Below are 26311 nucleotides of genomic sequence, written 5' to 3'. Positions count from 1 at the left end.
TTATCTTAAAGCCCAGAGCTTAAAGAAGAAATTCAAAAACATGACATGAACATTACACTTTTGTAAGATAATAATTATTTCTTCACTTTAGAAATTGTCATTCCATCACCAATTGGAACGAGTACAGATTCTAAATGCGGGTGGTTTGCTATCATTTCATTAAACTTCTTCATAACTTCTGTATAACGTTTTTATTTCACACTCTCATCAGCTATACTACCGCCAATAACGTCTTTCACGCCAATTTCGCCACTTATCACGTAATTTCCTTATACCGTTTATTACGCCTTCTATTATGCCCTCAATTATAATCTCTATTACAAGATATCTTACTAAAATGATGATAGGTTTAATTACGTATCTCCTTATGAATTCAAAAATATCCTCCATCATATTTTCCTCCTTCTTTCAAAAGGAAGCTGCTACTCCTCCGCGTCCTTTTACGTCCAGTTACAATTGCTGCCCTACTGCGGTATATATCAACAAAAATAATACGACAACAACATCCACAATAACGCTATTGAATTTGGAAGAAACTTCGGTAAATACTAATACTATAGTTAACATGGCTAAGAGAATTATTTTTCCACCTATATTCGGAGATGCTCCCAAAAACTTTATAAAATCAAAGACAACTTTACTACAACTCTTCCCGTAACTAATTTATTATCGTGGTAAACCGTCTTCCACTACATCCGTAACAGTTCCATTCGGTTCAAAGATTACACGTAATGATCCTTCTCCACCATAACCAGTATAGTCATATACTGAATAAGATTTATATTTCTCAATCACATGTGGCTGTCCAATTGTAGCTTTTACCTGATTCGCGGGCATACCTTTTTTTATTTTCAAATATTGATTGTAACTTACTGCTGCCGAATTGTTATTTACATCTTTATACCACGGTACACGATCGTTTTTTTCTTCATATTCCTTTACAGGCTCTTCAATACGTTTCGTAGATACCTCATTCTCCTTATCTGTATCCTTTATAGCAGTACGTTCAATATTCACAACGTAACCATATGTATTTAATTCAACCATAATTTCATATGTACCATCCGTATCTTTTTCAGTATAAAATACGCGTTTTTCATTGTTATTATAATGTTTTATATTCTCACCACCGTAGTCAATCGTATTAAGAATATCCGTATACGTCATACCTTCCTCAATCTTTTGAGATTCGTCATGAGAAATATAACGCTTCTTTGATGATGGAGCATCCTCATTTTTAATACTTTCACGTTTGCTCGTGGTCATAGGTGTTTTCTTCTGATCTTTTAATACTTCACCTTCAGCCTTCGCTGGTTGCTTTGCTCCTACTTTTGTTAATACGTCTGTATCGCTAGAACAAGCTCCCAAAATCGATACTGTAGTCAACGCCATCCCTACTATAAGTACTCTCTTAAATGACTTCACTCTAATCCCCCCGGTATTTTTTAATATCTAGTAATCAACGTATTTTAATTAATACGGAACTATTCAGTTCTATACAATTTGCTATAGCCTTCTCTCTCATGCACCTTTTTTATATAAAGTGAAACTTTAATCAGCCCTCACCAATCATCTTCGTTACAAATATTAACATTAAATATAACTAATAAATAGTATATTTCTGCTATTCATTTACATTTCTGTTGCATAATATTTTCCGAAACGAACAATATGAAACTCGAATTAACAATACTTATCATGAATTACATATATAATAATATTAAAATTTAATTTAAAAGTCACTTTGCATGTATTTTCTGTTTTAACGCCAAAAGAAAAGACCTTTCTAACGATTTTATTCTATCGTTAAAAAGGTCTTTCCTATTTTGGCTAAAAACTTAGTACTCTTCTGGCCTACCAGCATTCGTCGCTGTACGGAAAGATGATCCAAATCTGCATGATGCGATTGCGTTTAGATAATCAATCGTGAATTATGCGTTCAATTTAAAGCAGGTTAAAAAATAATAATTCCTTATTCAATTAACATATGCATTAGTTTAACAGCCTAATGCTGCTGTACCAAATGATAGTTTAGTTTTCAATATGTGAAAAGGGATTTCTAAATGATGAATTGAATATATATTTATTGTTTACGCGTTTTTGAGAGGTTCCTTTATGGGAGATAAGCTTTACTATATTCCTGTACTTCGCACAGTTCTATAATAACTAATAGTGATGCTGTGACGTGATTTTCTATTAGTGAGATAAAGTATTTTTCAATTCATTTATTATAAATTGCAACTCTCGTCCTCCAGAATTATTTCTTTTGGGTGAAAGTTTTTTTATGATATAAGTTTCATTCTGTCCTAATTTAAAGTTTTCGAGAGGAGAAATGATATGAACCCTATTTTATTAGATGTTCCGTTACAAATAGAAACAGACAGACTCATTCTTCGAGCACCACTTCAAGCTGGTGAAGGGGATATAGTACAACAAGCTATTAAAGATTCCATTAATGAATTAAAGCAATGGTTGTCTTTATTTCAGTCCATTCCTACTGTTGAAGAAACGGAAATTCTTCTGAGAAATGCACATATAGATTTTTTGAAAAGAGAAAGCTTTCGCTATCTTATCTATCATAAAGAGACGAATGATTTTGTTGGAACAGCTAGCCTTCATCGAATTGATTGGAAGGTTTCTAAATGTGAAATTGGATACTGGATTAACACGCAATTTAGTGGCAGTGGATATATGACAGAAACAGTAAGTGCGTTAACAAACCTTGGATTTCAGTTATTCAAATTTAGAAGGATTGAAATACGATGTGAATGTAATAACACGAAAAGTCGTGCACTCCCTGAAAAACTAGGCTTTGAACTTGAAGGGATATTACGTAATGAAGATTTTTCAGCTGACGGCAAACAACTAACTGATACTTGCATCTATGCAAAAATAAAGTGAAATATTGATTAGCCTTGGTAATCGGGCTTTTACGGCAAAAGAAAAGACCTCCTTAACGATTTTATTCCATCGCTAAAAAGGTCTTTTTCTATTTCGGCTAAAAACTTAGCACTCTTCTGGCTTACCAGCATTCGTCGCTGTACGGAAAGATGATCCACATCCGCATGATGCGATTGCGTTTGGATTGTCGATTGTGAATCCGCCACCAAGCATAGATTGTTTATAATCAATTTTTACTCCTTTAACAATTGGAGCACTTTCTGTATCGATAACAAATTCAACACCGAAAAACTCAAGAACTGTGTCGTCTTCTTTTGGTTCTACTTCAAATCCTAAGCCGTAAGAAAGGCCAGTACATCCGCCGCCATGTACAGCAAGGCGCACGTACTTCTCTCCATCTTCAGCATCTTTTAACATATCTTTAATTTGAAAAGCTGCCTGTTCTGTTACTTCAATCATGAAATACACCATCCTTTCTGTTCTCATTCTATTATACATCTTTACGCTTCTATCTTGTACTCATACACTCCGCGGCAAATTACTTCCGCAGGTCCTTTCATTAACACGTTTCCTTCTTCTGTCCACGCAATCATTAAATCGCCGCCAGCTAAATGAACGGTAATTTCTTTACCACGTTCCATCTTCCCATTCAAAATAGCAGCTACAACGGCAGCGCATGCCCCTGTTCCGCAAGCTTGCGTTACACCTGAACCACGTTCCCAAACGCGGAAATTCATTTCTTCATCGTTTAAAATCTCGATAAATTCAACATTCACTCGCTCTGGGAACATTTCATGTGTCTCAAGAACTGGACCAAGTGTTGTAAGAGGTGCCTTCTCTACATCCTCAACAAAAATAACCGCGTGCGGGTTCCCCATTGAAACAGCCGTAAATGCATAACGATGATTATTATATAAGAAGTTTTCACGAATAAATGGTGTTTCACCTTCACCGAGCATCGGTATTTCTGCACGTGTTAGACGCGGTGCTCCCATATCAATTTTCGCTAATGTCACGAAACCATCTTCTACTGTTACTTCAGCCGTTACAATACCAGCTAACGTTTCAATTGTGAAAACTGTTTCTTCTACTAGTTTATGCTCATACGCATATTTCGCTACGCAGCGCAAACCATTACCACAGCTCTTTCCTTCTGATCCGTCATTATTAAACATACGCATTTTCACCGGAGCTACATCAGACGGACAAATTAAAATCATTCCGTCTGCTCCAATACCAGTATTAATATTTGAAACCTTTTCCGCCACAAGAGCTAAATCTTCTTCAGGAATTTGCTCTTCAAACATATTTACATATATATAACTATTGCCAAGACCATGCATTTTTGTAAAAGAAAATTGGCTCATTTGTATTCACTCCAAAAATAATTTGTTATTTTAAGTATAGAATGCATGCTTTTAGAACACAATATGAATGTCCCCCGTTTCTCATATTTAACAACGTTTGGCGATGAGCCACTCTTACACAAATTGTGTAAGAAAAAAGCCCTTCTAAAAAGGGCCTTTTTTTATTTATCTATAGTATTAAACTACCCTCCAAAATAACGTTTTATCTAAAATAAAATGAAAAAGGCGTTGCTCATTCGCAACACCTTAAAACATTGGATTTTCATCCAAATACTCATATACATTATTAACAAGCTCTTCTACTGTTGCACCTTGTACAACTTCACCATTTACAAGTGCAAACGGTCCTTCAAAACAAATACCACAATATCCTAAACAACCATACTCCATTACATCTAAATTTGGATCTTTTTCTAACTTTTCTAGAGCTGCTTGTGAACCACTTGCAAGGTTACCTACACAAAATTCAATTAATGGTTTAATCAAAATTCTCCCCCCTGTACTACAAAACAAATTACCTTCTGACTTCATCTATAAGAAGAAAACTAAGCTGTCTCTTGTTGTTTTCGTTATATATCCTAAACTATTTAGTTACTTCACTATTTCACTTCAAAGTAGATGATTTTATTTTATATAACATGCTACTTGCAATGAAATAGTAACTAAAAAGGCAAAACAGTTTACTTTACTTTTCTTCTTATTGTACAACAGAGTATTCATTCATGCATTGTTATTTGTTCACAAATTCGATATAATTTGATTGAGTAAAGTCAAAATATTTTATTAATATAAAATTTTATGATTAGGGGATATTTCAACAGAAAAGGGGTAATCCATCATGAAACACCTCGTAATACTAGGTGGCGGCTACGGTGGAATGAGAATTCTACAAAGGCTACTTCCAAGCAACCAACTTCCAGATGATGTACAAGTGACATTAATCGACAAAGTACCATATCATTGCTTCAAAACTGAATATTATGCATTAGTTGCGGGTACTATTTCAGAAACGCATATTCGTATACCGTTTCCTGAGCACCCACGCCTCAATATTCAATACGGCACAATAACAAATATTGATCTCGAAGAAAAAGCGGTTCATCTCGATGGCGGCGAAGCAATCCAATATGATGATTTAATTATCGGACTTGGCTGTGAAGATAAATATCATAACGTTCCTGGGGCGAAGGAATATACACATAGTCTACAATCAATTGAACAAACACGTAAAACATATGAACAATTAAATAGTCTAGAACCAAATGCAACAGTAGCTGTCGTTGGTGCTGGCTTAAGTGGTGTAGAAGTTGCAAGTGAACTTCGCGAAAGCCGTTCTGATTTAAAAATCTATTTATTTGATAGAAAAGATAGAATTTTATTCCCGTATCCAGAGAAATTAAGTAGATACGTAGAAGAATGGTTCGTAAAACATAAAGTTAATATTATAAGAAACTCTAACATTACAAAAGTGGAACCAAATATTGTGTATAATCACGATGAACCACTTGAATGTGATGCAATTGTCTGGACAGCTGGTATTCAAGCAAATGAAGTTGTTCGAAACCTTCCAGTTGAACAAGATGGTAGCGGACGGGTTGTCTTAACGAAATATCACAATATTCCAAACAACAAGCACGTTTACGTTGTAGGAGATTGCGCAGCACTTCCACATGCACCATCTGCCCAACTTGCTGAAGGTCAAGGAGAACAAATTGTCCAAATATTATTAAAACGTTGGAATAATGAACCACTCCCTGATGAACTACCTGTTATTAAATTAAAAGGTGTTCTAGGATCTCTTGGTAAGAAACATGGATTCGGTTTACTCGCAAATCAACCGTTAATGGGACGTGTACCAAGATTATTAAAATCCGGCCTTCTTTGGATGTACAAATATCATAAAGGTTAATACTTTACAGGCTGTCTACTATGTAGTCAGCTTCTTTGCATCAGTTTTTAAAAATTATCAGACACATCTTTCTCAATATGTATAATGATTTATTTTTCATTTTTATATTAAAAACTATTGATAAACAGTGTATGCTATTTGTAAGTTGTTTTATTATTTCCTTGAAGACCGAATTCATTCGGTCTTATTTTTTATGTTATAAATACTTTTGTAGGAGGCATTACATTCCACTTATGAACTTATCGAAACTAAACAATCGAATAGAAGCGAAAAAGAAAGAGTTAATCTATCTCGTTGAACGATACGGATTCACTCATGATAAAGTGATTTCTTTCAGCCAAGAATTAGATCGTTTACTTAACTTATTAATAAAACTCAAGACGAAGAAAAAACGTTGTTCGTTATAACCATTTCCCCCTCTTTTTTGATACGATATAACTAGAATCAGAAAGGAGCGATTTATGTTTATATTAAAAGACGTTATATATAAAGATATACTACACATTCCTTATTTACAGATTCAAAAAGAAAAGATCACTTGCATTATCGGTGAAAGCGGAAGCGGAAAAAGCACATTGCTTCGCATGTTAAACGATTTACAATCTCCAACATCCGGCACAATTGAATATAACGGAAAGTTAATTTCTGATTATCCGCCTATTCAATTACGTCGTGACGTAGTTATGCTTGGGCAAACTCCACCTCTTTTTGATGGAACCGTTAAAGAAAATCTATTAATGGGACTTCGTCTTTCTGAAAAACCATTTCCAAATGATGATGCCCTGCGGAGCGCACTACAAACCGTTAGCTTAGACAAGCAATTAAAAGATAGCGCCTCCTCATTATCCGGCGGTGAAAAACAAAGACTTGCCTTTGCACGTATCGTACTTATGGATCCGCCTGTCTATTTATTAGATGAACCAACTTCAGCATTAGACAGTGATACAGAACGCCGCGTTATGAAACAATTTACTGAACTAGCACGAAAAAAGAAAAAAACAATTATCTTCATCACACACTCACAACAACTTCCAGAAGAAATTGCAGACGACATTATTGAGATTAGTAAAGCAAACGGTGCAACTAGAAAGGAAGTGCTCTCTGTTGAAGGGCGTTATTGAACTCCAAATTTGGCAACTTGCAGCTGCCTATATTTTTATTCTTATTTTAATTGGACTTGTAAAATTAAAAGGAATACCTCGCGAAAAACAAATCGCGCTCGCAACATTCCGTATGACCATTCAGCTCGTACTTGTTGCATATGTCCTTACATACGTATTTGAAAACAGTAATCCATTTTATACAATTGCTCTCATTACTTCTATTACTACCTTTGCAATTTTTAATATTTATAAACGAGTTAACATCCCGATGTCTAAAGAATTAAAACGAGTAGCCGCCCTTTCCATGGTCGCCGGATCAATTGGGCCACTTCTACTATTTATCTTCGTTATTATCGGTCATGACCCTTGGTATGCTCCGCAATATATCGTCCCTATTACAGGAATGTTAGTTGGGAATGCCATGACTGGTGTTTCTCTCGGCGCAAATACGTTCTTAAACAATATGAAATCGCAAAGAGGTCAAATTGAAGGTGCACTTATGCTCGGCGCAACACCGAAAGAAGCAGCTGCTCCGCTCATTCGAGATGCTTTTGACTCTGCTATTTTACCAACAATTAATTCTATGGTCGGAATGGGAATTATAAGCTTACCAGGCATGATGACTGGTCAAATATTATCCGGTGTATCACCATTCACAGCCATTCAATATCAAATCGCCATCATACTCGGTATTTCTGGAAGTACTGCCTTTGCTGTCATTATCTTTTTACAGCTTGGATATAAAACGTTCTTTAATAAGCGATGTCAATTGAAAGAAATTGACTATGGTGCACGGTGAATCGTGCGTAGTTCACGATGAATGAAATTATATTAACGATTTTTTCAATATATCTATCATAACTTGCAATATATCAACGATTTTTCAAATATATCTATCATAACTCAGAATATATCAACGATTTTGTACGAAATATCGATTTACCGACAAAAAGTGACATAATAAAAAGAGGAGGCTATTCGCCCCCTCTTTTTATTGTCTTACGCCTTCTTAACGAACTGTGATTTTAACTTCATAGCTCCGAAACCGTCGATTTTGCAATCGATATCGTGATCGCCATCAACTAGACGGATACTTTTTACTTTCGTACCGATCTTCACAACTGAAGAAGTTCCTTTTACTTTTAAGTCTTTAATAACAGTAACTGCATCGCCATCTTGAAGAACGTTTCCGTTCGCATCTTTTACAACTTTTGCACCATCATTATTTTCAGCTTCTGCGTCTTGGCCCCACTCATGAGCACATTCTGGACATACGAAAAGAACGCCATCCTCATACGTATATTCTGAATTACATTTTGGACAATTTGGTAAAGTAGCCATAAATTCATTTCCTCCGTTCATTATTTATACGTAAAAATCAAAATTGATGTTTACATCTCGATAAATAAAATTTGTATAGCATTTCTTTATAGTGCCATAGTCTCACGTTATTGACAAGCCTACCTCAAATTCTCATTTTTTATTGTATTTTACAAAATTTCAATTCGTATGCCTTTTTTCTATTTGTTCTTCTACTAATTTTAAAAATCTTCGTTGTGCATTTTTACTTTTTACGAGCAATCGAACTCTTAACTTACTTTGTAAATATGAGCGAACTTTGTAGTTCGTAATAAATAAATTTCGATACTTTTCGTCTTCATATATGATTCGAAACCATTCATACTGCTGCAAGTAAAGTATGTTAGCATCAATCTTTTTCGTGTGTAAACCCGTACTTAAACTAATAGATCCTATTAGAGCTTCTATTAATGCTGAAATTATTTCTCTTCCCCTAATAAATAAAAGAAGAACCTTCACAAGATTCTTCTTTTCAAAATGAACGAGTTCCCTCTAGAAACCCCAATTATTTTCTTCAATGTAAATTTGATATTCTTCTACTTCTTCTTCACTTAACTTCTTATTATTTTCATATACCTCTTGCCACTCGAAATAATCTTCATCGAAATAAACAGCAAATTTAATTTTCACGTTTTTCTTCTCTGTATAATCATAACCAGTAAACTCTACTACATCATAATCTTTTTCTTTCTTCACAAACTTCCAGGTTGGATTATCAGTCATAATCTCTAAAGTAACCCCTTCACCAGTTGAACGAACAACGTTTTTAATATTCGGCTCAGTTGGTAAAAGAGAAAGTCCGAGCATAGCTCCGCCAAACACAATCCCGACTATAACTTGTAAACCAATCATACCAGCTACACTAACGCCGCCCTTTGATTGTAAGAAATACGCCTTCTCATGATCAGACGCATCTTCTCCCTTACGAAAAACACGAACAGCATGCTTATAATATAAACGGTTTCCTTGCCATCCAGTAAATATCATCATTCCTAATTGAAGAGCTAAACTAAATGTTACATAAATCCCCTCTGGAATATCTATAAAAGGGGTTATAACTATACTAGGTATAGCCAATAACGCAAATATAATAAATAACTTATACATTTTACGATAAGCTAACCAAAAGGTTGGGAAGAAAAAGGCTACCCAATTCCACGTATTCCCTTGCGCAGGGTTTTCTACTTTACCCCACTTAAAATCATAATAAGCTGTATTCTTTTGAACAACTTTATGTAATTCTTGTGGAGAAATCGTTTCTTGTAAAACAGTGTCCTTCACGTACATCATCCTTTTCTTATTTCTATATACATTTATTGTATATGCACAAAATAAAGGAATCTAACAAAAAGTACACATATTTCATAAAAATGAACGGAAATCGAATATATTCCGACAATTATCCGTTTCTTATTTCATTTTACTTTTAAATATATTAGAATACTTATGAATGATACGTTTAATACACTAAGTTAATCATTTTGTATATTTGATAATAAAAATGTTTCACATGAAACTATTTATATTTTGTATTACCTTGCCTCTACACAATGAGTGTAAAGCCCTTTCTACTTACTACAAAATACGAAAGACGCCCTTTTCAAAAAGGCGTCTTTTTATAGTTGAAAATTCAATAATAAATAAAACGAATTATTTAATAAATGAATCCCAATTGGAACGAGTAAATTCTTCGTTTTCTTATATGTGTATGCTAAACATATACCCATACCAAAAATATATAAAATACTACCTACTGTAAGGGGATGGCCAAAAGTAAATATGAAAGCACTTATAACGGCACTAGTAAGTGCAGTAAAGCGCTGGGATAATTTCGTAAAAAACATCCCCCGAAATAAAAGTTCTTCCCAAATCGGTGCAAAAATGGTGAGCACAACTACGTATAAAATGATTTCACTTTTAGTAGGCTTTATTACTATACTAGACTCGTCCACACCAATCCCATGTGGTAAAACTAAATTTAATATTGCAAGATATATAAGCATTACAATCGCTGTCATTACTATCATTACATAGTGTTTAAAATTATTGAATTGTAATGATTTTATTAAATGTAAGCAGCAATTTCTTGCCGGTGCATACATTACGATAATCATACAAAACGTGAAAGGTGGAATAAGATGATCTACATACCATGGATATAAGGAAGAATCATATAAAAGGTTCAAAAAACCAATTCCATGCATGACCCCAAAAATAATTACTAGAATGCTAATTACTTGGCGCATACTCATTTGTTCATTCTTTTCTTCATATGTAGCTAATTCTATATTCATCCTATCCCCTCCAGTATAATTAAACCTTTTAAACCATTATATACCAAATTCAACATAAAAAAAGACAATACACCCCACTGTATTGTCCATTTTCTTCCCTACCATTTCTCTCTACACGTCTCAATTAAATGCAGTAAGTACCTCTTCGTCATATCTGCTCTTCTCCACCTTGAGAGCATTCGCTTTTCTTTTGGATTGTGCCGTATTCTCGCTACTTCTTTTAATAAGAGCTCCCATTCTTCCGCTGAACGTTCTGACAAGTATTGCAATCCTCTATCTTTTGAAACGATTGTTTTATAATCTAGTGTATATAAAATGCGTCCCATCGTAACGACAGCTGATTCTACCCACTCTTCTATAAAAAATAAATATGGCTTCTTCACCTTTTCACTCCAGTACTGTTCTACGTTGTATTTCATCGTATTTACTACATCATTCCATTGTATTTGCAGCGGAAGATCTTCTGCTTCTTTTCCTGTAACTGTAATGCCTTGATTTTTCAACGTCCACCATGTGACCGCATTAATGTCCCAATGACCAACATTAGCTTTACCATCTGCACAATACACGTACTCGTTCATTTCATCATTGTATTTCCCTAAGTCAGCAAGCGGAATATACATACCGTCCATTCTTTTACCTAGCGTATTATCACTAAGTTTCTTATGTAGTTCCACAAGCTGCTGTTTTTCGGCTTCATTCACGGAATCACTTATCACTGTAACAAAATCAACATCGCTCGTTTCTGCATAAAATGCACCAAGTGCGATGGAGCCGTAAATATATACCCCTACTATTTTTTCATCTAAAAAAATTTCTTTTAATTCTACTGTGTACCGCTCCATTAACTGTTGTACTTCCGTTGGTAACGCATGCTTCACTCCATTTTTCATATCTATCCCTCCAATAAAAAAAGCCTTTGCAAATTCGCAAAGACTTCTTGTTTTATAAATATTTCTCGATTTCTTCATAAACATCCTTCAAACGAGGATTTCCTTCTCCAACAATTTCTCCATTTACAAGAACGACCGGATAAAATAAATCTTCTTCCACTACGCGCTCTGCGAATGCTTTTTTATCTGCATCTTCTTGTTCTTCTTGGAAATCAATATACTCGAAATTAAATTTATTTTCTTGTCCTTCATATTTACGACCAATTGCCGCTTGTAACCATTCAAACGTTTCTGTTGAAGATGGCATTCCGACGCAGCTCGCACAAATTACTTTCGTCCCATACACTTGAACATTAACCATTTCTTCTCCCCCACTTCTTGTTCCAACAGTATATTCAGATGTCTTATTACATAAGCACATCATTTTACAATCTTATCCCATACCCCTATACTGAAAAAACACGATACAATATTTCGACAATAAAACAAGAAGAGAAAAAATAGATTTTCCCCTCTATCTTGATTATAATAAAACTGATGAAAGGAGTCGATAAAAATGGAAAACCCACATATGCAAGAACAAGTATTAGAAGTATTAGATAAATTACGTCCATTCTTACTTCGCGATGGCGGAGACGTTGAATTAGTAGACATTGAAGAAGGTATCGTAAAACTACGCCTTATGGGTGCATGCGGAAGCTGCCCAAGTTCTACAATCACACTAAAAGCTGGTATCGAGCGCGCGTTACTTGAAGAAGTACCAGGCGTTATCGAAGTAGAACAAGTATTTTAATTAAAAGCGGAAGCGGCTCGTTCAGAACAGGAGGTCATTGGAGCTCCTGACGAAGAGGCGCTTTTTGCCTCACAGGAAGGCGCGAAATGGCCGACTGTTCTAGCCGCTGGAGCTAGATATTAATCTAAAAGCGGAAGCGGCTCGTTCAGAATCGCCTTCTAAAAGGAGACCAAATTTGGTCTCCTTTTTTTATTCAAATCACATTTATCCGTTAACATCATAAAACAAAATTGGAAATCCCTCTCAAAAAATGCGATAATTAATACTATATAGTGAATCGTTCACACATATACAGTAAAAAAACATAGGGGGACGACAAATGCCAAAAATGGGGAACACTTTTGTAACAATTCAAGAACTAGAAAAGAAAAAAGAGTATTTATTAGGCCTTTCATCCGTTATACCAACATGGAATACAAGCTATCAATTTTTATTTAAAGAAATCCAGCAAGAATTATTAGGTAAAGTAAATGAAAAGCTCGAAAGGCATCAATTCGTTTTAAATATATGTACAGATCAGCAGGTAGGGGCATAATGTATTACATAAAATTGTGGTATATAAAAAAGAGACCTCACTCGGTCTCTTTTTTATATTTTTAAGATAGCCAATCTAATTTTCTAATCCCGAGCTTATCTACTGGTAAACGAAGTGAGCCATAAAAATGCTTCATAAATTGCTCTGAGCGGTTCACATCGTGTAAAATGGCTTCTAAGCGATCTCTATATATGCTTTTTTGTTCTTCGTTTCCAGTTTGGTAATATCGTTCGACCGTTTCAAAATAGTGAAGCGGGAACAGGAGCCTTGCAAATAATAAGCGCCAACCAAATGAGGACAGCGAGTAATTTCGTTCATAATCTGTAACAAATTGAACGATTGTTTGATCCCAGTCTTTCTTTTTTTCAATCATCATATAGCGAATCCATTCTGCTATATCTCGAGTTGGGTGATCATACACCCAATCAAAAGGGAGTTTGAGACGCTTCGTTTGATGCCATAATAAAGGTGTGAATCGTTCTTGGCAAATTGTCGCTGCATCCGTTAGTTGCGGCGTATCATCCATTTCTGTATCAACAACATATTGAATGGCATTTTCTGCAACTCCTAAGTAATACGGGAAGGATTCAATAAACAATTGATCGAATACGTCTGTAGGGTGGTTCATCACTTGCGATTGCCAAAACTTTTCTAACTGATCGAGTCTCTTTTCCCATAACGCTTTCCATTCACCAATGCGGCTTAATTGCTCGATTTCTTCTGGAAAGAATGCACCTCGTTTATGGAATATAGAAAGTTCATTTCCTAATGACATAGCATGTCGTTCTAACGTGCGCATACCTTTTAATAAGCAATAATTTTGTTCTTCTATCTCACTTACATAGTAGCCGTGTATAGTCGGAACGAAAGTCGCTACAGTTATATCCCCTTGCTGGTTCATATAATCACTGAGCTTTTTCATCTCTACAAGTACTTCTTCCTCCATTTCTCCAATTGGAACAAGTACATAAATTTTGTTGCGAATCCAAAAGCTTTTATAGGGGCCAAGGGGGATTAATTCTTTAACATGCATGTGATAATGCTCATAAATATGCTGAATCATCGCAGTCGCCACCTATGGTTTTTCTTTATATATATGAGCTTGTGCTCGCCTTTCATTCCTATGCACATGATAAAGCAACGAAACGTATACAAATACTAAAAAGAAAAAAAGGTGATAAACATGAAAGAATCAAATCAACTACAAGAAAGAGCATTACAACTATTACAAGAACGCGGTGTAACAATTGACGATATTGCTGAACTTGTTCATTTTCTTCAAAAAAAATACCATCCAAATTTAGAGATGTCAGAATGCCGTTACAATGTAGAACGTGTACTATCAAAACGTGAAGTACAAAACGCACTGATTACAGGTATCGAACTTGATGTCCTTGCTGAAAAGGGAATGCTAAGTGAACCGTTACAAGATATTGTAAAACGTGATGAAGGCTTATACGGAATTGATGAAGTTATCGCACTTTCTATCGTGAACGTGTACGGCTCTATCGGTTTCACAAACTTTGGATATATTGATAAATTAAAACCTGGTATTTTAGAATACTTAAATGATAAATCAACTGGAAAGGTGCACACGTTCCTTGATGATATCGTTGGCGGAATCGCTGCCGCTGCATCAAGTCGTTTAGCGCACCGAGCTGAGCACTCAGAATAATAATGTTTTCTAGGCCGTCAGTTTCATGCTGACGGTCTTTCGTATTCCATAAGCATAAATTCTCTTCCGCGGCTCAAAAAAATAAGCCCTTGCTTAAATCCGATATTTTTATATAACGTAATCGCTCTTGTATTAAATGTTGCTACACTTAATCGAAACATGTTTGCGTTAAACTCTTTCGTGGCAAACGCTATTCCAGCTTGGAAAAATTCTTTCCCCATTCCTTTCCCAGTTAACGCCGGCTTCATACCAAGTCCGATATCAATCGCTTCTTCTCCACCATATAAATTAGCATCTCTGCCACCTGGTACTTGTGCATTTTCTCCAAAACAAAAATAGCCGATGAACTCTCCTTGATCATCACAACAGCCATAATACGTTCCATCTAATAGCTCTTCTATTACTTCTTTCTCGCCTGAAAAACTATATAAACTATATGGTTCCTCGTACGTCCACGTATTTATCTCATTTGCTTCTTCCTCTGTTAACTTATGTATATCCACATTCTCTTTCCTCCTATTATATTTCTATTAACAATATTCGATATTCATCTTATAATTCATCTTTCTCAATATATTTTTTAATTTATCGCTTCATTTTTATGGAAGATTTTTCTTATTATGTTACGATTAAACAGAATCATTACAAATAAGGTGGTGACAATTTGAATTACTTTTCTTACCTCTCCTTAGAAGAACGGCAAAATTTTTTCTATAAAGAACCTCTTAGTTTTTCAAAAAATATAGGGAAAGAACAACTAGCTTACGCACTAGGCGCCACACTATATACTCCTGGCACGAAAGAAACGATTGCGGAAGATATAATTAGAAAGAAACATGTGGATGCTACCTCAATTATTCTTTGTCTAGAGGACGCTATCAGCGATGAGGAAGTAAAACTTGCAGAGCAAAACATCGTCGTTCAAATACAGCAAATCGCTAACTTAGTCAGTGCCAACATACTAAATCAAGCAGACATCCCGCTTCTTTTTATTAGAGTTCGACAGCCAAGTCAACTGAAGACAATTGTTACTGAATTAGGTAGTGCTGTTCATTGTTTATGTGGTTTTGTCTTTCCAAAATTCACACCGATTAACGGAAAGACTTATATCGATCAGCTTGCATATATAAACGAGGTATACTCATTATCGCTATATGGCATGCCGATTTTAGAATCCCCCGAAATTATGTATAAGGAAACACGGGCAGAATCATTATTACAAATAAAGGATTTACTAGATTCTTATCACGATTACATCTTAAATGTACGTATTGGTGCTACTGATTTTTCAAGTATATTTAGTATTCGGCGTAATAAATACACACCTATCTATCATATTACTGTTGTTCGTGATTGTATTTCGGACATTATTAACGTTTTCTCAAGGGCAACAAATGAATATATTATTTCAGGATGTGTATGGGAATATTTTTCTAATGATTATGAAGAAGGGCTCATCCAAGAGGTATCACTCGACCATGCAAATGGATTAATCGGAAAGACAGTTATTCACCCATCTCATATTAAAGTTGTACAGGCAATGCACATTGTCACAATGGAAGATTATTTAGATGCGAGATCAATTTTACAAAATGCAGATACGTATAATGGAGTGCTAAAAAGCAGTTTTTCTAACAAAATGAATGAAGTAAAACCTCATTATGGCTGGGCTCGCAAAACCATTTTAAAATCTAATATTTACGGGGTGCTACATGAAAACAAACAATTCACCGATCTCCTTATTACAAACGCAAAGCAACACGTATAACGTTTTAAATAATATACAAGTCCATGTAGAAGTACGTGATAATCCATATAATTTAGCGCTAGACAAGCTTTTTCAAATGGCTGCGAGAATAAATAAGAAACGTAGTTTTTTATTTGTGAGTACAATCCTTGGAAAGCATCTTCCTATTAAACCTGCAGTCTCCCTATCAAGTGGAGTTGCTCTCGCTGCAAGATATATGGAAATACTACATAATATTTCTCATCCATTTCAAAAAGAAATTTTAAATCTCATTTCATTAGAAATTGATGAAATCCCAGAGGAAGTATTTCGTTATCAATATCCTCTGCAAGAAGAAGTTTTGTTCATCGGATTCGCTGAAACAGCGACAGCACTTGGTCATTCTATGTTTCAATGCTTTCAAAATGCAAAGTATGTGCATACAACTAGGGAATCGATACCCCACCTAGAATCTGTCATTACATTTGAGGAAGAACATTCTCATGCAACATCGCACCGTTGTTATGTAGATGAAAGCTTTTTTCAAAATAACAATCCAATTGTTCTCGTAGATGATGAGATGACAACAGGAAAAACAGCATTAAATATTATTAGATCTATTCAAAATAAATTCCCAAGAGGAGAATATATAATTGCTTCTTTATTAGACTGGCGTTCTCATACTAATAGAAAACAATTTAAACAATTAGAAGAAGAACTTCAAATTAAGATTCATGTTATTTCTTTATTAGAAGGCAGTATTCATACAACTGGCCAACCATTAAATATTGCAAAAACAGATATTCAAATTAAAGAAATAAAACCTGATTTCAAAAAGCATACCCTTACCTGCCCAAAATCACCCTATACATCAAATTATATAAAATATACTGGGCGATTTGGCATTTCAGCATATGAACAAAAGCACATTCATTCTTTCGCTCAAGAAGCAGGAAAAGCTTTAAAAAGAGAAAGAGTTGGAAAACGAACACTCTGTCTCGGAACGGGTGAATTTATGTATATCCCAATGAAAATTGCTGCTGAAATGGGTGAAAATATTTTATATCAATCTACAACAAGAAGCCCTATCCATCCTGTTTCAAATGATGTGAACTATGCCATTCATAATCATTTCTCATATCCAAGTCCTGAAGATTCTACTATTACAAATTACTTTTATAATATTTCACCTCATGATTACGATGAAGTATTTGTTTTTATTGAGCGTGATTTAGGAGAAAAAGCCCTGTTTCCTCTTCTACAGCAGTTACAAACAGTTATTCCCTTTATTCATATCGTCTCATTTTCAAATAGTATAGAAAAGGAAGGTTGATAATTATGGTAAAAGTAAATTCTCATATTAGTAGTTACAATCCAAATGATGCTATTTTTCTATTAAAAGATATTAGTGATTTAATGAAAGAAAGTTCCACGGAAACTAGAGAACAAGCAATTCAAGCTGGCACACATTATTCCGAAATGTTACCAATGGAATATAAGCCATCTAAAGCGTATATGGATTTATTCTTTTCTTCCCTGCAACAATACAAACACAAACTAGCCATCGCTGTTGGAGTTGTCGCCGAACAGATTATACAAACTAAAGGAACTAACCTTGTCCTCGTTTCATTAGCTCGTGCTGGTACACCTATTGGCATTCTTATCAAACGCTACATACGCTATCAATACAACCTTGATGTACCTCACTATTGTATTTCAATTGTTCGCGGACGCGGTATTGATGAAAATGCACTCCATTATATTTTAGAACATCACCCTAAAGAAACAATTCAATTCATTGATGGATGGACTGGGAAAGGTGCAATAAAAAAAGAATTAGAATATGCAGTACACACATTTAACGAACGAAATAATACACACATTTCTCATTGTATGGCTGTGCTTGCTGATCCCGGTTACTGTACTTCAATTTACGGTACACGTGAAGATTTTCTTATTCCTAGCGCTTGCTTAAATGCAACAGTCTCTGGACTAATTAGCCGCACTGTACTAAATGACACCTATATCGGTCCAAATGATTTTCATGGTGTTAAATATTATAAAGAGCTAGAACAAGAAGACTTATCAAATTTCTTCGTTGATGAGGTAACAGATTTATTCCCTTCTGTTCATTCTCATATAGATAATCAATTACGTTATATTACTTCAACTTACACTGATCCATCTTGGCAAGGATTAAAAGATATACAGTCTATCCAAAATCACTTTAAAATTGACGATATTAACTTAATTAAGCCAGGAGTCGGTGAAACAACTCGCGTATTACTCCGGAGAATACCGTGGAAAATTTTAATACGCCAGCAAAACAATCCCGATTTAAAGCATATTTTACTTCTCGCTAAAGAAAAGAATGTCCCTATTGAAATCTATGAGAATATGGCTTATTCATGTTGCGGGCTCATTAAGCCTCTTAGGAAGGAAACAATATGATTTTCGCCAGTGATCTTGATCAAACGCTTATTTATTCCCGGAAATCGTTTCGTGCCCCTATAGAAGATGAATCAATTCAACTCATTGAAACTTTAGATGGAAAAGAAATTTCTTTCATATCACATAAAACCATTTCACTACTAAAAAAATTAAAACTGCACTCACATTTCATCCCAGTTACAACAAGAACTATTGAGCAGTTTCAGCGTATTGCTTTATTCCAAAACGAAATCATTCCCGAATACGCCATTACAAGTAACGGCGGCAATATCCTTCATAACGGTAAACAAGATGGTACTTGGAACAGGACAGTAAAAGAAAGACTATCGGTTGAATGTATAGAGAGAAACGACATACTAAAGGAATTTGGACAAATAGCTCATAAAGATTGGGTTATATCACAAAAAACAGCTGATGATCTATTCCATTATTGCATTATTAAACGGGAGAACATTCCTTATGATGAATTATCATCCTTCACTTCCTGGTTAGACAAACAAGGCTGGAATCATTCACTTCAAGGTAGAAAGCTATACTTTGTACCAAAACCAATTAATAAATGGGACGCCGTGCAATATATAAAAGAAATTTTGCAAATAGATACGATTATTACAGCTGGGGATTCTTTACTTGATTTATGCATGCTTGAAAAGGCGAACCATGCCTTCGCACCACTTCATGGTGAGTTAGGGGCAATGCATGATAACTTACAACCCCATATTTTAAAAACAGACGCAATCGGCATATATGCCGCAGAAGAAATCGTAAATAAATCACTTCAAATTATTCACAGTTCATTACCTACCTCATGATCATAATATGCACAATTGCATACGCACCGCGATTAAACAGATGGTACAATTTATTTGAATCGCTGTTGCTACACTTCTTGATTAAAGAAAAGGCGTTAACACGGAAATTAGCGTCTTATCAACCTCAAGCAATTGGCACATTTTGTCATCTTAAAAGACACTCGAACGAGTGTCTTTTTTTCTATATCCAACAAGGACTTACTCATTTCAAAGTATAAATACATAAAATAATGTAAATCATTACACGCATGAATCACTTTCTAAAAGTTATAAAGTAGATTCAAAATAAAAAAAGCACTCTTAACTAGAGTGCTTTTTACTTTCAAACAAGGAGGCTACATATATGGATAGTACTCTCGTATTTAACTTTGGCATTGGTATTGTTATCATTTTATTCGTCTTCTTTGTACTTTGTATGAGCGGGGTATAAAAAGGCGATTTTCGAGCGTCTTTTTATACATACATATGTATTACTTGACTTCTATAAAAGCAGTAACCATAATAGTTACAGATATACAAATAGCTATTCACATATCCACAAATAGGAGGAAGAACAATGAAACATGTAATCGTTTATGCACACCCAAATACAGAAAGCTTCAACCATGCGATTTTAGAAACGGTAAAACGTGAATTAGAAGAAAAAGGTCATGAAGTACGCGTTCGCGATCTATACGAATTAAACTTCAATCCAGTATTAGGCGCTTCCGATTTCATCTCATTTTCTCAAGGAAACACACCCGAAGATATTAAAGAAGAACAAGAGCATATCTCTTGGGCTGATAGCATTACATTCATTTATCCAGTGTGGTGGGCGGGACTTCCTGCTATTTTAAAAGGATACGTTGACCGTGTGTTTAGCCATGGATTTGCTTATGCTTACGTTGAAAACGGCATTGAAAAGTTATTAAGCGGTAAAAAAGGATTGTTATTATCTACAATGGGCAATACGAAAGAGGCATACACAGCAGGCGGCATGTTTGATGCAATGAAGAAAACAGCGGATGTTGGTATTTTTGAATTCACAGGTATTGAAACACTTGAGCATACATTCTATACAAGTGTCCCTTCTGTGGATAATGATGTGCGTAAACAATATCTTGAAGAAGTAAAAGACGTTGTGAATCGTGCATTCTAATAAAATTATATCAGCGATTTTTTTAATATATCAGCGCAACTCAGATTATATCAGCGATTTTCTAAATATATCGGCGTAACTCAGATTATATCGGCGATTTTTCAAATATATCGACTTACCGACAAAAATCGACACTAGTCACAACGAAATAAAAAAAGCTGTTCCAAAGTTTGGAACAGCTTTTTTCATTACATCTTCTCAATCCACTCCGTCAAGTTATGCACAACTTGCGTCGGTTGAACTTCGTATTCTGTTAACTTCTCCACAGTTGTGACTCCAGTGTGGACAAGAAGCGTATGCATACCAGCATTTACTCCTGCTAAAATGTCTGTATCATAGTTATCCCCAACCATTAATGCTTCATCTTTTCCTATACCAAGAACTTTTAAAGCTTGTTCCATAATGATTGATTCTGGTTTTCCGATAAAGATTGGATCCACACCTGTCGATACTGCTACAACCGATGTTAATGAACCGTTACCTGGTAATAACCCGCGCTCAGTTGGGATGGCAATGTCCCCATTTGTGGAAATAAACGTTGCACCGTTACGCACAGCAAGACACGCTTTTGCTAACTTTTCATATGTGATGTCACGATCTAAACCAACAACAACGAAATCAGGATTTTCATCCACAAGTTCAAATCCTTTTTCCACAAGTGCATCGTGTAAGCCTTCTTCACCAATCATATATACAGTTGCATCTTGTTTACGTTCATAAATGAAGTTCGCAGTCGCCATACTCGTTGTGAATACTTGCTCTGCTTTCGCTGGAATATCGAAACGAACAAGTTTTTCTGCCACTTGTTCTGGTTTACGCGTTGAGTTATTCGTAACGAATAAATAAGGAATGCCGCGCTCTCCTAAAGCTTTTACGAAGTCGCTCGCTTCTTCAATTTGTTCTTCTCCGCGATACATCGTACCGTCTAAGTCAATTAAGTAACCTTTATACATCATTATGTCTCTCCTTCTATGCTAACGTTCTCACCTATCATACCACTCTTATATTACCCGCTTTTTCCAAAGAAAAAAACGCTTTACCTTAAAGCGCCCCATAACGTTCATTTTTTCTCTTTTATTTGGTAAGAACAACTACAATCGCCCTCGCACATGTTTGCTAGCGTTTTCACATCTGCGTTCGTAAATAAACGCTTATACATCTCTTTTTCATCTTCACATACTTGTGGGAATCTCTCTGCAATTTCTTTTAACGGACAGTTTTGTTTTTCAATTACGAAAGAGTTCTCTCCATCTCTCTTTATTTGAACCATATAACCATTTTTCTCTTGCATAGCTGCTATCTCTTGCACTTTATATGCTAAATTCTTTTGATTACTTACTCTCTTTTGCAACTGTTCTTCCATTCGCTTCGTTCTCTCTTTTAAAACGTAACGAAGTATTTTTTCATCGCCCATTCGAGCTAAATCTTCTAGCATATCAATCGCAAATTGCTTATACTCTTTCGGGAATGTATCTTCTCCCTTTTCACTTAATCCATACAAATAAGTTGGTCTTCCGACATGTTGCCTTACCATCTTAGAATAAATGAGTCCATCTTTCTCAAGATTACTTAAATGTCTTCTGATTGCCATTTCTGTAATCTCTAAAACGTCAGCTAGTTCAGCTACTGTGTGCTCTCCCTTTACTTTCAACAATTGTACAATCTCGTCTTTCGTAGTACGTGCTTCCCCCATACTTCACCCTTCTCCCTTTTCTTTCTCACATACAATATAAGATCCCCAAAAGGTATTCTCTGGGGATCTTATAAGCATAATTATTCTGGTACAAATGCAGATACAGGTCCTAATTCCTTTTCTAAATAACTGCGAATATTTGCTGGGTACTTTTCCACCACTGCAATATGTTTTTGAATCGTCTTATATAATTCATCATGATTCATTTGAATATAATCTTGCGTAAGCATTTTTCGAAGAAGGATAATTTCTTTCATCCCTTGGCCATCTTCTTCACTTATCACTCGCTCGTCCATTAAAATATCAATAATATCTTCATAGCTTCCTGGATCGCGCATAATAAATCCATCGATCATCGCATTTCCTACATCTAATACAGTATCAATAATAAGATGGGCTATGCGCTCTAATGCGTAAAATTCAAACTCGGTTTCATATATCTTTTTCTCTTGAAATGTACTTGTTGCTCGTTCTAAACATACTAGCATTTGTTCTATTTTCTTTCTGTCTACAAAATACATGAATGTCACCTACCTGGAAATTAAAGCATTTACATTTTAATTGTAACGCTTTCTTCTGAAAAAATCGACAATTTTTCGAATTCACCTTTTCTCCGTTATTTGTTATAGTTATATTTGTATGATTTTTGAAATTGGAGGAATGGAATCTTGGAACGTGAACTCGCACTAGAAATTGTCCGTGTAACAGAAGCAGCAGCCTTAGCATCCGCACAGTGGATGGGCCGCGGAAAGAAAAATGAAGCAGATGATGCAGCAACTACAGCAATGCGTGATATGTTCGATTCAGTAAACATGGCAGGTACAGTTGTAATTGGTGAAGGAGAACTTGATGAAGCACCGATGTTGTATATTGGTGAAGAACTAGGAACAGGTAACGGTCCGGAAGTAGACATCGCCGTTGATCCATTAGAAGGTACAAACATCGTTGCAAAAGGTCTTGCAAATGCAATGGCAGTTATTGCAATCGCAGACAAAGGGAACCTTCTTCATGCTCCTGATATGTACATGGAAAAAATCGCGGTTGGTCCAAAAGCAGCTGGTAAAATTAGCTTAGATGATCCAATTGAAAAAACAATTGAAATTGTAGCAGAAGCTAACAATAAAAAGATTCGTGACCTAACGGTTATCGTTCAAGAACGTGAACGTCATCAAGATATTATTGACCGTGTTCGTGCAAAAGGTGCACGCGTAAAATTATTTGGTGACGGTGATGTTGGTGCGTCAATCGCAACAGCACTACCTGGAACGGGTATCGACTTATTCGTAGGTATTGGCGGAGCTCCAGAAGGTGTTATTTCTGCAGCAGCATTAAAGTGCCTTGAAGGTGAAATGCAAGCTCGCTTAGTTCCAATGAACGAAGAAGAAGAAGCTCGTTGTCGTGAAATGGGATTAGAAGACCCTCGTCAACTTCTTATGTTAGATGACTTAGTATCTGGGGATGATGCAATCTTCTCAGCAACTGGTGTATCTGCTGGTGAGTTATTAGACGGTGTTAAATTCCTTGGCGGCGATTTAGCTGAAACATACTCTATCGTAATGCGTTACAAAACAAGAACAGTACGATTCATTAAAACGCATCACCATTTAGATCATAAACCACACTTAAACTTAGATATTTAATAAAGGAGCCATGTGTATGGAAGAACGTTTCTTTCTGTACGACGACACTGTCGCTACAAAAACTCGTTTCGTTAGCTTTATGGGAGAAAATGAGCGTCATGATTTAGCGCTTTTATACTCCGATCGTCATTACGGTAAAACAATTGTACTTGATATGCAAAGTAATAAATTTGCAATTATCGGTGCTGACGATTTAAACGAACCAGGCTACTTAGAGCACGCATTTTCTATGACTGAAGAAATTGCAGAAGAATTACGCTCATTTTTATTTGAACTTATATAATTTATCGTATGCACCAGCTATTTTAGCTGGTGTTTTTCCGCCTTTATTATTTTGAATTTTCAGTATTATATGTTATAATGAAGAATAAATCTATTTGGATAGAAAGGACGTTATCTACGTATGCCAACATTTACTTTGTAATGGACCAGCAATTGGATAGCATTACTCTCAAAAAAGCACCACGCTTTTTCAAGGGAGTAGTCTGCCCATTCCCATTACAAAGGAACGTATTGCATCTGTAGTATGATGTTTACGGAGGTTCCTCTTTGGGGAACCTCCTTTTATTTTTGTCTTTTTCTCATGTCTTCATACTACAAGACATCCAAATAGCTGTATTACGTTTCTTTGCCACTACTATAAGAGGTGAAGGAAAATGCAGAAAGTACAACTTTCTTGGAGTTTATATGAAAATCAGCAACACACAATCGAAAAATATTGTAAAAATTGCGGACGTACTACCCTATTTACTGATACGAATATTCGTAGGCATAACGCCAATGGAAAAAATATATACCGCTTTGCCATTTATAAATGTCCGAAAGATCATACGTGGAATCAAAAACTGCGTATTTATAAATCATTTACTGATCACGTTGAAACGATCGATATGACTCAGCAAGATCAAACGGAAACAAGTACTACTATTTCTATTACGCAACATAAAGAAAGTGGAGTAGCTGAAATCACGATCGTATTAGACCTCATTTTCGGTTCCCACCGCATTGATAAAGCCTTATCCACATATATTTCCGACTGGAGCCGTACACGCATTGTGGATAAAATTAAAAATGGGGATATTCAATTAAATGGACAACAAATGAAACCAAATGCAATACTTTCTGAAGGCGATTCTATTTCAATTTGTTTATAAGGGGGAGTTTCATGCTAAATGTGAGAAAAGGTACGATGAATTTATTAGACGAATTAGATGCAATGTATACAGAATGTAAAAAAGCACTCTTACAAAAGAAAATTTATCAATGGGATGATTCATATCCGACTCGAGAACATATTTCCTATCACTTAGAACAAGGTGAACTCTATTGCCTATTTGAGCATGATTCGCTTGTTGGTGCTGTTGTATTGAACGAATGGCAATCTCCCGAATACGCGCTTATTGATTGGTCAGAAACAGATGGATGTTTTCTTATCGTCCACTCTTTCGTCATCCATCCTTTCGCCCAAGGAAAAGGATATAGCAAAGTACTTTTATCCTTTTTGGAAAGTGAAGCGAAACGAAAAAACTATACCGGCATACGATTAGATGCTTTCACTGGCAATCCTGTTTCATTACGTTTGTATGAAAAGAATCATTATATTTGCCGAGGTGCTGTTTACTTTTCAAGTAAACAGCCTCCTCACAATTGGTATAACTGCTATGAAAAAATCCTCTTACAATTGTAAGAGGATTTTTTTATTTCTTCACTTTTCGTAATACGAAGTGTGCACAACCGAAGTTACAGTACTCGTATAAATACTCCGTTAACGTACTAATTTTCGTATCATATGTCGCACGTTGGTTACTATCATCAAAGAATCCTCGCAGTCTAAGTTGCTCATATCCCCAGTCTCCAACGATATAATCATATTTATTTAAAATTTCTGCATAGCGCTCTTTAAATGCTTCTTCACTAAAACCGTCACGAAAGTTTTTAATTACTTCGTACTGAACATTATTAATGCTCACCGTAGCATGAATCTCTTGCTCTTGCTTTTGCTCCATCATTAACTTCCTCTCT

At 35.4% G+C, this 26311-nt stretch carries 33 protein-coding genes and 3 pseudogenes; 17 read left to right on the top strand and 19 right to left on the bottom strand.

The genetic code is table 11. The features are described 5' to 3' along the window. Positions 1–74: 74 nt before the first annotated feature. From ACO6VI_RS12280 to ACO6VI_RS12265, 4 genes and pseudogenes are all read right to left on the bottom strand, one after another. Positions 75–224: pseudogene (locus ACO6VI_RS12280) on the bottom strand (methyltransferase); the annotation flags it as partial. Between the two features lie 149 nt (positions 225–373). Then, positions 374–567, bottom strand: a pseudogene (locus ACO6VI_RS12275) (hypothetical protein). Between the two features lie 99 nt (positions 568–666). Beyond that, entirely contained in the window at positions 667–1425 is a 759-nt protein-coding gene (locus ACO6VI_RS12270) for a hypothetical protein (protein WP_098840336.1), read from the bottom strand. Between the two features lie 413 nt (positions 1426–1838). Continuing rightward, positions 1839–1931 (bottom strand): annotated as a pseudogene (locus ACO6VI_RS12265) (iron-sulfur cluster assembly accessory protein); the annotation flags it as partial. Between the two features lie 406 nt (positions 1932–2337). Here ACO6VI_RS12265 and ACO6VI_RS12260 point away from each other — a divergent pair. After that, entirely contained in the window at positions 2338–2901 is a 564-nt protein-coding gene (locus tag ACO6VI_RS12260) for a GNAT family N-acetyltransferase (protein ID WP_001068190.1), read from the top strand. A 105-nt stretch (positions 2902–3006) separates the two neighbouring features. Here the strand turns inward: ACO6VI_RS12260 and ACO6VI_RS12255 are convergent, their stop codons facing one another. The 3 genes from ACO6VI_RS12255 to ACO6VI_RS12245 all read right to left on the bottom strand — a co-directional run bounded on the left by ACO6VI_RS12255 (position 3007) and on the right by ACO6VI_RS12245 (position 4754). Continuing rightward, entirely contained in the window at positions 3007–3360 is a 354-nt protein-coding gene (locus tag ACO6VI_RS12255) for a HesB/IscA family protein (protein ID WP_000573830.1), read from the bottom strand. A gap of 41 nt (positions 3361–3401) precedes the next feature. Then, on the bottom strand, positions 3402–4268 hold the full coding sequence (dapF, locus tag ACO6VI_RS12250; RefSeq protein ID WP_000077392.1) for a diaminopimelate epimerase: 867 nt from the start codon (positions 4266–4268) through the stop codon (positions 3402–3404). A gap of 246 nt (positions 4269–4514) precedes the next feature. Continuing rightward, entirely contained in the window at positions 4515–4754 is a 240-nt protein-coding gene (locus ACO6VI_RS12245) for a YuzB family protein (protein WP_000595026.1), read from the bottom strand. Between the two features lie 352 nt (positions 4755–5106). On the opposite strand from ACO6VI_RS12245, the gene ACO6VI_RS12240 reads away from it, so the two are divergent. From ACO6VI_RS12240 to ACO6VI_RS12225, 4 genes are all read left to right on the top strand, one after another. After that, positions 5107–6177: an NAD(P)/FAD-dependent oxidoreductase gene (locus tag ACO6VI_RS12240; RefSeq protein ID WP_078994162.1), complete on the top strand. Its 1071-nt coding sequence runs from the start codon at positions 5107–5109 to the stop codon at positions 6175–6177. A gap of 233 nt (positions 6178–6410) precedes the next feature. After that, positions 6411–6584, top strand: coding sequence for an aspartyl-phosphate phosphatase Spo0E family protein (locus tag ACO6VI_RS12235; RefSeq protein ID WP_001054089.1), 174 nt, complete (start codon positions 6411–6413; stop codon positions 6582–6584). A gap of 54 nt (positions 6585–6638) precedes the next feature. Next, on the top strand, positions 6639–7298 hold the full coding sequence (locus ACO6VI_RS12230) for an ABC transporter ATP-binding protein (RefSeq protein ID WP_023523331.1): 660 nt from the start codon (positions 6639–6641) through the stop codon (positions 7296–7298). Beyond that, positions 7282–8079, top strand: a complete 798-nt coding sequence (locus tag ACO6VI_RS12225; protein ID WP_000679254.1) for an ABC transporter permease — start codon at positions 7282–7284, stop codon at positions 8077–8079. The genes ACO6VI_RS12230 and ACO6VI_RS12225 overlap by 17 nt, the downstream gene beginning before the upstream one ends. Positions 8080–8279: 200 nt before the next feature. On the opposite strand, the gene phnA is transcribed toward ACO6VI_RS12225, so the two are convergent. The 6 genes from phnA to ACO6VI_RS12195 all read right to left on the bottom strand — a co-directional run bounded on the left by phnA (position 8280) and on the right by ACO6VI_RS12195 (position 12187). Beyond that, entirely contained in the window at positions 8280–8621 is a 342-nt protein-coding gene (phnA, locus tag ACO6VI_RS12220) for an alkylphosphonate utilization operon protein PhnA (protein WP_000212735.1), read from the bottom strand. A 159-nt stretch (positions 8622–8780) separates the two neighbouring features. Then, entirely contained in the window at positions 8781–9062 is a 282-nt protein-coding gene (locus tag ACO6VI_RS12215) for a hypothetical protein (protein WP_024927875.1), read from the bottom strand. Between the two features lie 69 nt (positions 9063–9131). Beyond that, positions 9132–9929, bottom strand: a complete 798-nt coding sequence (locus ACO6VI_RS12210; protein WP_003272364.1) for a DUF2628 domain-containing protein — start codon at positions 9927–9929, stop codon at positions 9132–9134. A gap of 326 nt (positions 9930–10255) precedes the next feature. Further along, positions 10256–10933 (bottom strand): CPBP family intramembrane glutamic endopeptidase, encoded by a 678-nt coding sequence (locus ACO6VI_RS12205; RefSeq protein ID WP_161520110.1) that lies wholly within the window; start codon positions 10931–10933, stop codon positions 10256–10258. Between the two features lie 98 nt (positions 10934–11031). Continuing rightward, on the bottom strand, positions 11032–11826 hold the full coding sequence (locus ACO6VI_RS12200) for a nucleotidyltransferase domain-containing protein (protein ID WP_003272363.1): 795 nt from the start codon (positions 11824–11826) through the stop codon (positions 11032–11034). 52 nt (positions 11827–11878) lie between these two features. Next, entirely contained in the window at positions 11879–12187 is a 309-nt protein-coding gene (locus ACO6VI_RS12195) for a YuzD family protein (protein ID WP_000248588.1), read from the bottom strand. Between the two features lie 195 nt (positions 12188–12382). Between ACO6VI_RS12195 and ACO6VI_RS12190 the strand changes: the two genes are divergently transcribed. Beyond that, positions 12383–12619 carry a NifU family protein gene (locus tag ACO6VI_RS12190; RefSeq protein WP_000431159.1) on the top strand — a complete coding sequence of 79 codons (237 nt, stop codon included), beginning with the start codon at positions 12383–12385 and terminating at the stop codon, positions 12617–12619. Between the two features lie 319 nt (positions 12620–12938). Next, complete coding sequence (locus ACO6VI_RS12185; RefSeq protein ID WP_001125507.1) at positions 12939–13154, top strand: hypothetical protein; 216 nt, start codon at positions 12939–12941, stop codon at positions 13152–13154. A gap of 61 nt (positions 13155–13215) precedes the next feature. Here ACO6VI_RS12185 and yutH read toward each other — a convergent pair whose 3' ends face one another. Further along, positions 13216–14217, bottom strand: a complete 1002-nt coding sequence (gene yutH / locus ACO6VI_RS12180) for a spore coat putative kinase YutH (RefSeq protein WP_000614216.1) — start codon at positions 14215–14217, stop codon at positions 13216–13218. Between the two features lie 120 nt (positions 14218–14337). Here yutH and ACO6VI_RS12175 point away from each other — a divergent pair, with 120 nt between their 5' ends. Beyond that, on the top strand, positions 14338–14829 hold the full coding sequence (locus ACO6VI_RS12175) for a phosphatidylglycerophosphatase A (protein ID WP_000665103.1): 492 nt from the start codon (positions 14338–14340) through the stop codon (positions 14827–14829). A 23-nt stretch (positions 14830–14852) separates the two neighbouring features. Here the strand turns inward: ACO6VI_RS12175 and ACO6VI_RS12170 are convergent, their stop codons facing one another. After that, positions 14853–15332: a GNAT family N-acetyltransferase gene (locus ACO6VI_RS12170; protein WP_000351152.1), complete on the bottom strand. Its 480-nt coding sequence runs from the start codon at positions 15330–15332 to the stop codon at positions 14853–14855. A 161-nt stretch (positions 15333–15493) separates the two neighbouring features. Here ACO6VI_RS12170 and ACO6VI_RS12165 point away from each other — a divergent pair, with 161 nt between their 5' ends. The 5 genes from ACO6VI_RS12165 (at position 15494) to ACO6VI_RS12145 (ending at position 20956) form a co-directional block, all read left to right on the top strand. Further along, positions 15494–16597: an HpcH/HpaI aldolase/citrate lyase family protein gene (locus tag ACO6VI_RS12165; RefSeq protein ID WP_078994155.1), complete on the top strand. Its 1104-nt coding sequence runs from the start codon at positions 15494–15496 to the stop codon at positions 16595–16597. Further along, positions 16542–17888 carry a phosphoribosyltransferase family protein gene (locus ACO6VI_RS12160; protein WP_069356409.1) on the top strand — a complete coding sequence of 449 codons (1347 nt, stop codon included), beginning with the start codon at positions 16542–16544 and terminating at the stop codon, positions 17886–17888. Before ACO6VI_RS12165 ends, ACO6VI_RS12160 begins: the two co-directional genes overlap by 56 nt. Before the next feature lie 5 nt (positions 17889–17893). Continuing rightward, the gene (locus ACO6VI_RS12155; protein ID WP_000241506.1) at positions 17894–19006 is read left to right on the top strand and encodes a cysteine protease StiP family protein; all 1113 of its coding nucleotides are present in this window, start codon (positions 17894–17896) and stop codon (positions 19004–19006) included. Further along, entirely contained in the window at positions 19003–19818 is an 816-nt protein-coding gene (locus ACO6VI_RS12150; RefSeq protein WP_161520111.1) for an HAD family hydrolase, read from the top strand. The genes ACO6VI_RS12155 and ACO6VI_RS12150 overlap by 4 nt, the downstream gene beginning before the upstream one ends. 556 nt (positions 19819–20374) lie before the next feature. Then, complete coding sequence (locus ACO6VI_RS12145; protein ID WP_023523340.1) at positions 20375–20956, top strand: NAD(P)H-dependent oxidoreductase; 582 nt, start codon at positions 20375–20377, stop codon at positions 20954–20956. Between the two features lie 188 nt (positions 20957–21144). On the opposite strand, the gene ACO6VI_RS12140 is transcribed toward ACO6VI_RS12145, so the two are convergent. The 3 genes from ACO6VI_RS12140 to ACO6VI_RS12130 all read right to left on the bottom strand — a co-directional run bounded on the left by ACO6VI_RS12140 (position 21145) and on the right by ACO6VI_RS12130 (position 23170). Further along, entirely contained in the window at positions 21145–21909 is a 765-nt protein-coding gene (locus tag ACO6VI_RS12140; protein WP_000276470.1) for a TIGR01457 family HAD-type hydrolase, read from the bottom strand. A gap of 107 nt (positions 21910–22016) precedes the next feature. Continuing rightward, complete coding sequence (locus ACO6VI_RS12135; RefSeq protein ID WP_000503347.1) at positions 22017–22649, bottom strand: helix-turn-helix transcriptional regulator; 633 nt, start codon at positions 22647–22649, stop codon at positions 22017–22019. An 80-nt stretch (positions 22650–22729) separates the two neighbouring features. Continuing rightward, positions 22730–23170, bottom strand: coding sequence for a DUF86 domain-containing protein (locus ACO6VI_RS12130; protein WP_000274010.1), 441 nt, complete (start codon positions 23168–23170; stop codon positions 22730–22732). Positions 23171–23317: 147 nt separating this feature from the next. Here ACO6VI_RS12130 and glpX point away from each other — a divergent pair, with 147 nt between their 5' ends. From glpX to ACO6VI_RS12110, 4 genes are all read left to right on the top strand, one after another. Next, complete coding sequence (gene glpX, locus ACO6VI_RS12125; protein ID WP_000439090.1) at positions 23318–24289, top strand: class II fructose-bisphosphatase; 972 nt, start codon at positions 23318–23320, stop codon at positions 24287–24289. Positions 24290–24305: 16 nt separating this feature from the next. Further along, the gene (locus tag ACO6VI_RS12120; protein ID WP_000392611.1) at positions 24306–24572 is read left to right on the top strand and encodes a DUF3055 domain-containing protein; all 267 of its coding nucleotides are present in this window, start codon (positions 24306–24308) and stop codon (positions 24570–24572) included. Between the two features lie 373 nt (positions 24573–24945). Beyond that, positions 24946–25443 (top strand): hypothetical protein, encoded by a 498-nt coding sequence (locus ACO6VI_RS12115; protein WP_023523341.1) that lies wholly within the window; start codon positions 24946–24948, stop codon positions 25441–25443. A gap of 11 nt (positions 25444–25454) precedes the next feature. Then, positions 25455–25976, top strand: coding sequence for a GNAT family N-acetyltransferase (locus tag ACO6VI_RS12110; protein ID WP_063548943.1), 522 nt, complete (start codon positions 25455–25457; stop codon positions 25974–25976). Between the two features lie 10 nt (positions 25977–25986). Here the strand turns inward: ACO6VI_RS12110 and ACO6VI_RS12105 are convergent, their stop codons facing one another. Beyond that, complete coding sequence (locus tag ACO6VI_RS12105) at positions 25987–26298, bottom strand: YutD family protein (RefSeq protein ID WP_000970508.1); 312 nt, start codon at positions 26296–26298, stop codon at positions 25987–25989. Between the last annotated feature and the right edge of the window lie 13 nt (positions 26299–26311).

The organism is Bacillus sp. PSXD-155, assembly GCF_049310765.1.
Taxonomy (GTDB): Bacteria; Bacillota; Bacilli; order Bacillales; family Bacillaceae_G; genus Bacillus_A; species Bacillus_A cereus.
Note: the sequence above shows the minus strand (reverse complement) of the source record. Positions and strands in the feature narration are given on the sequence as shown.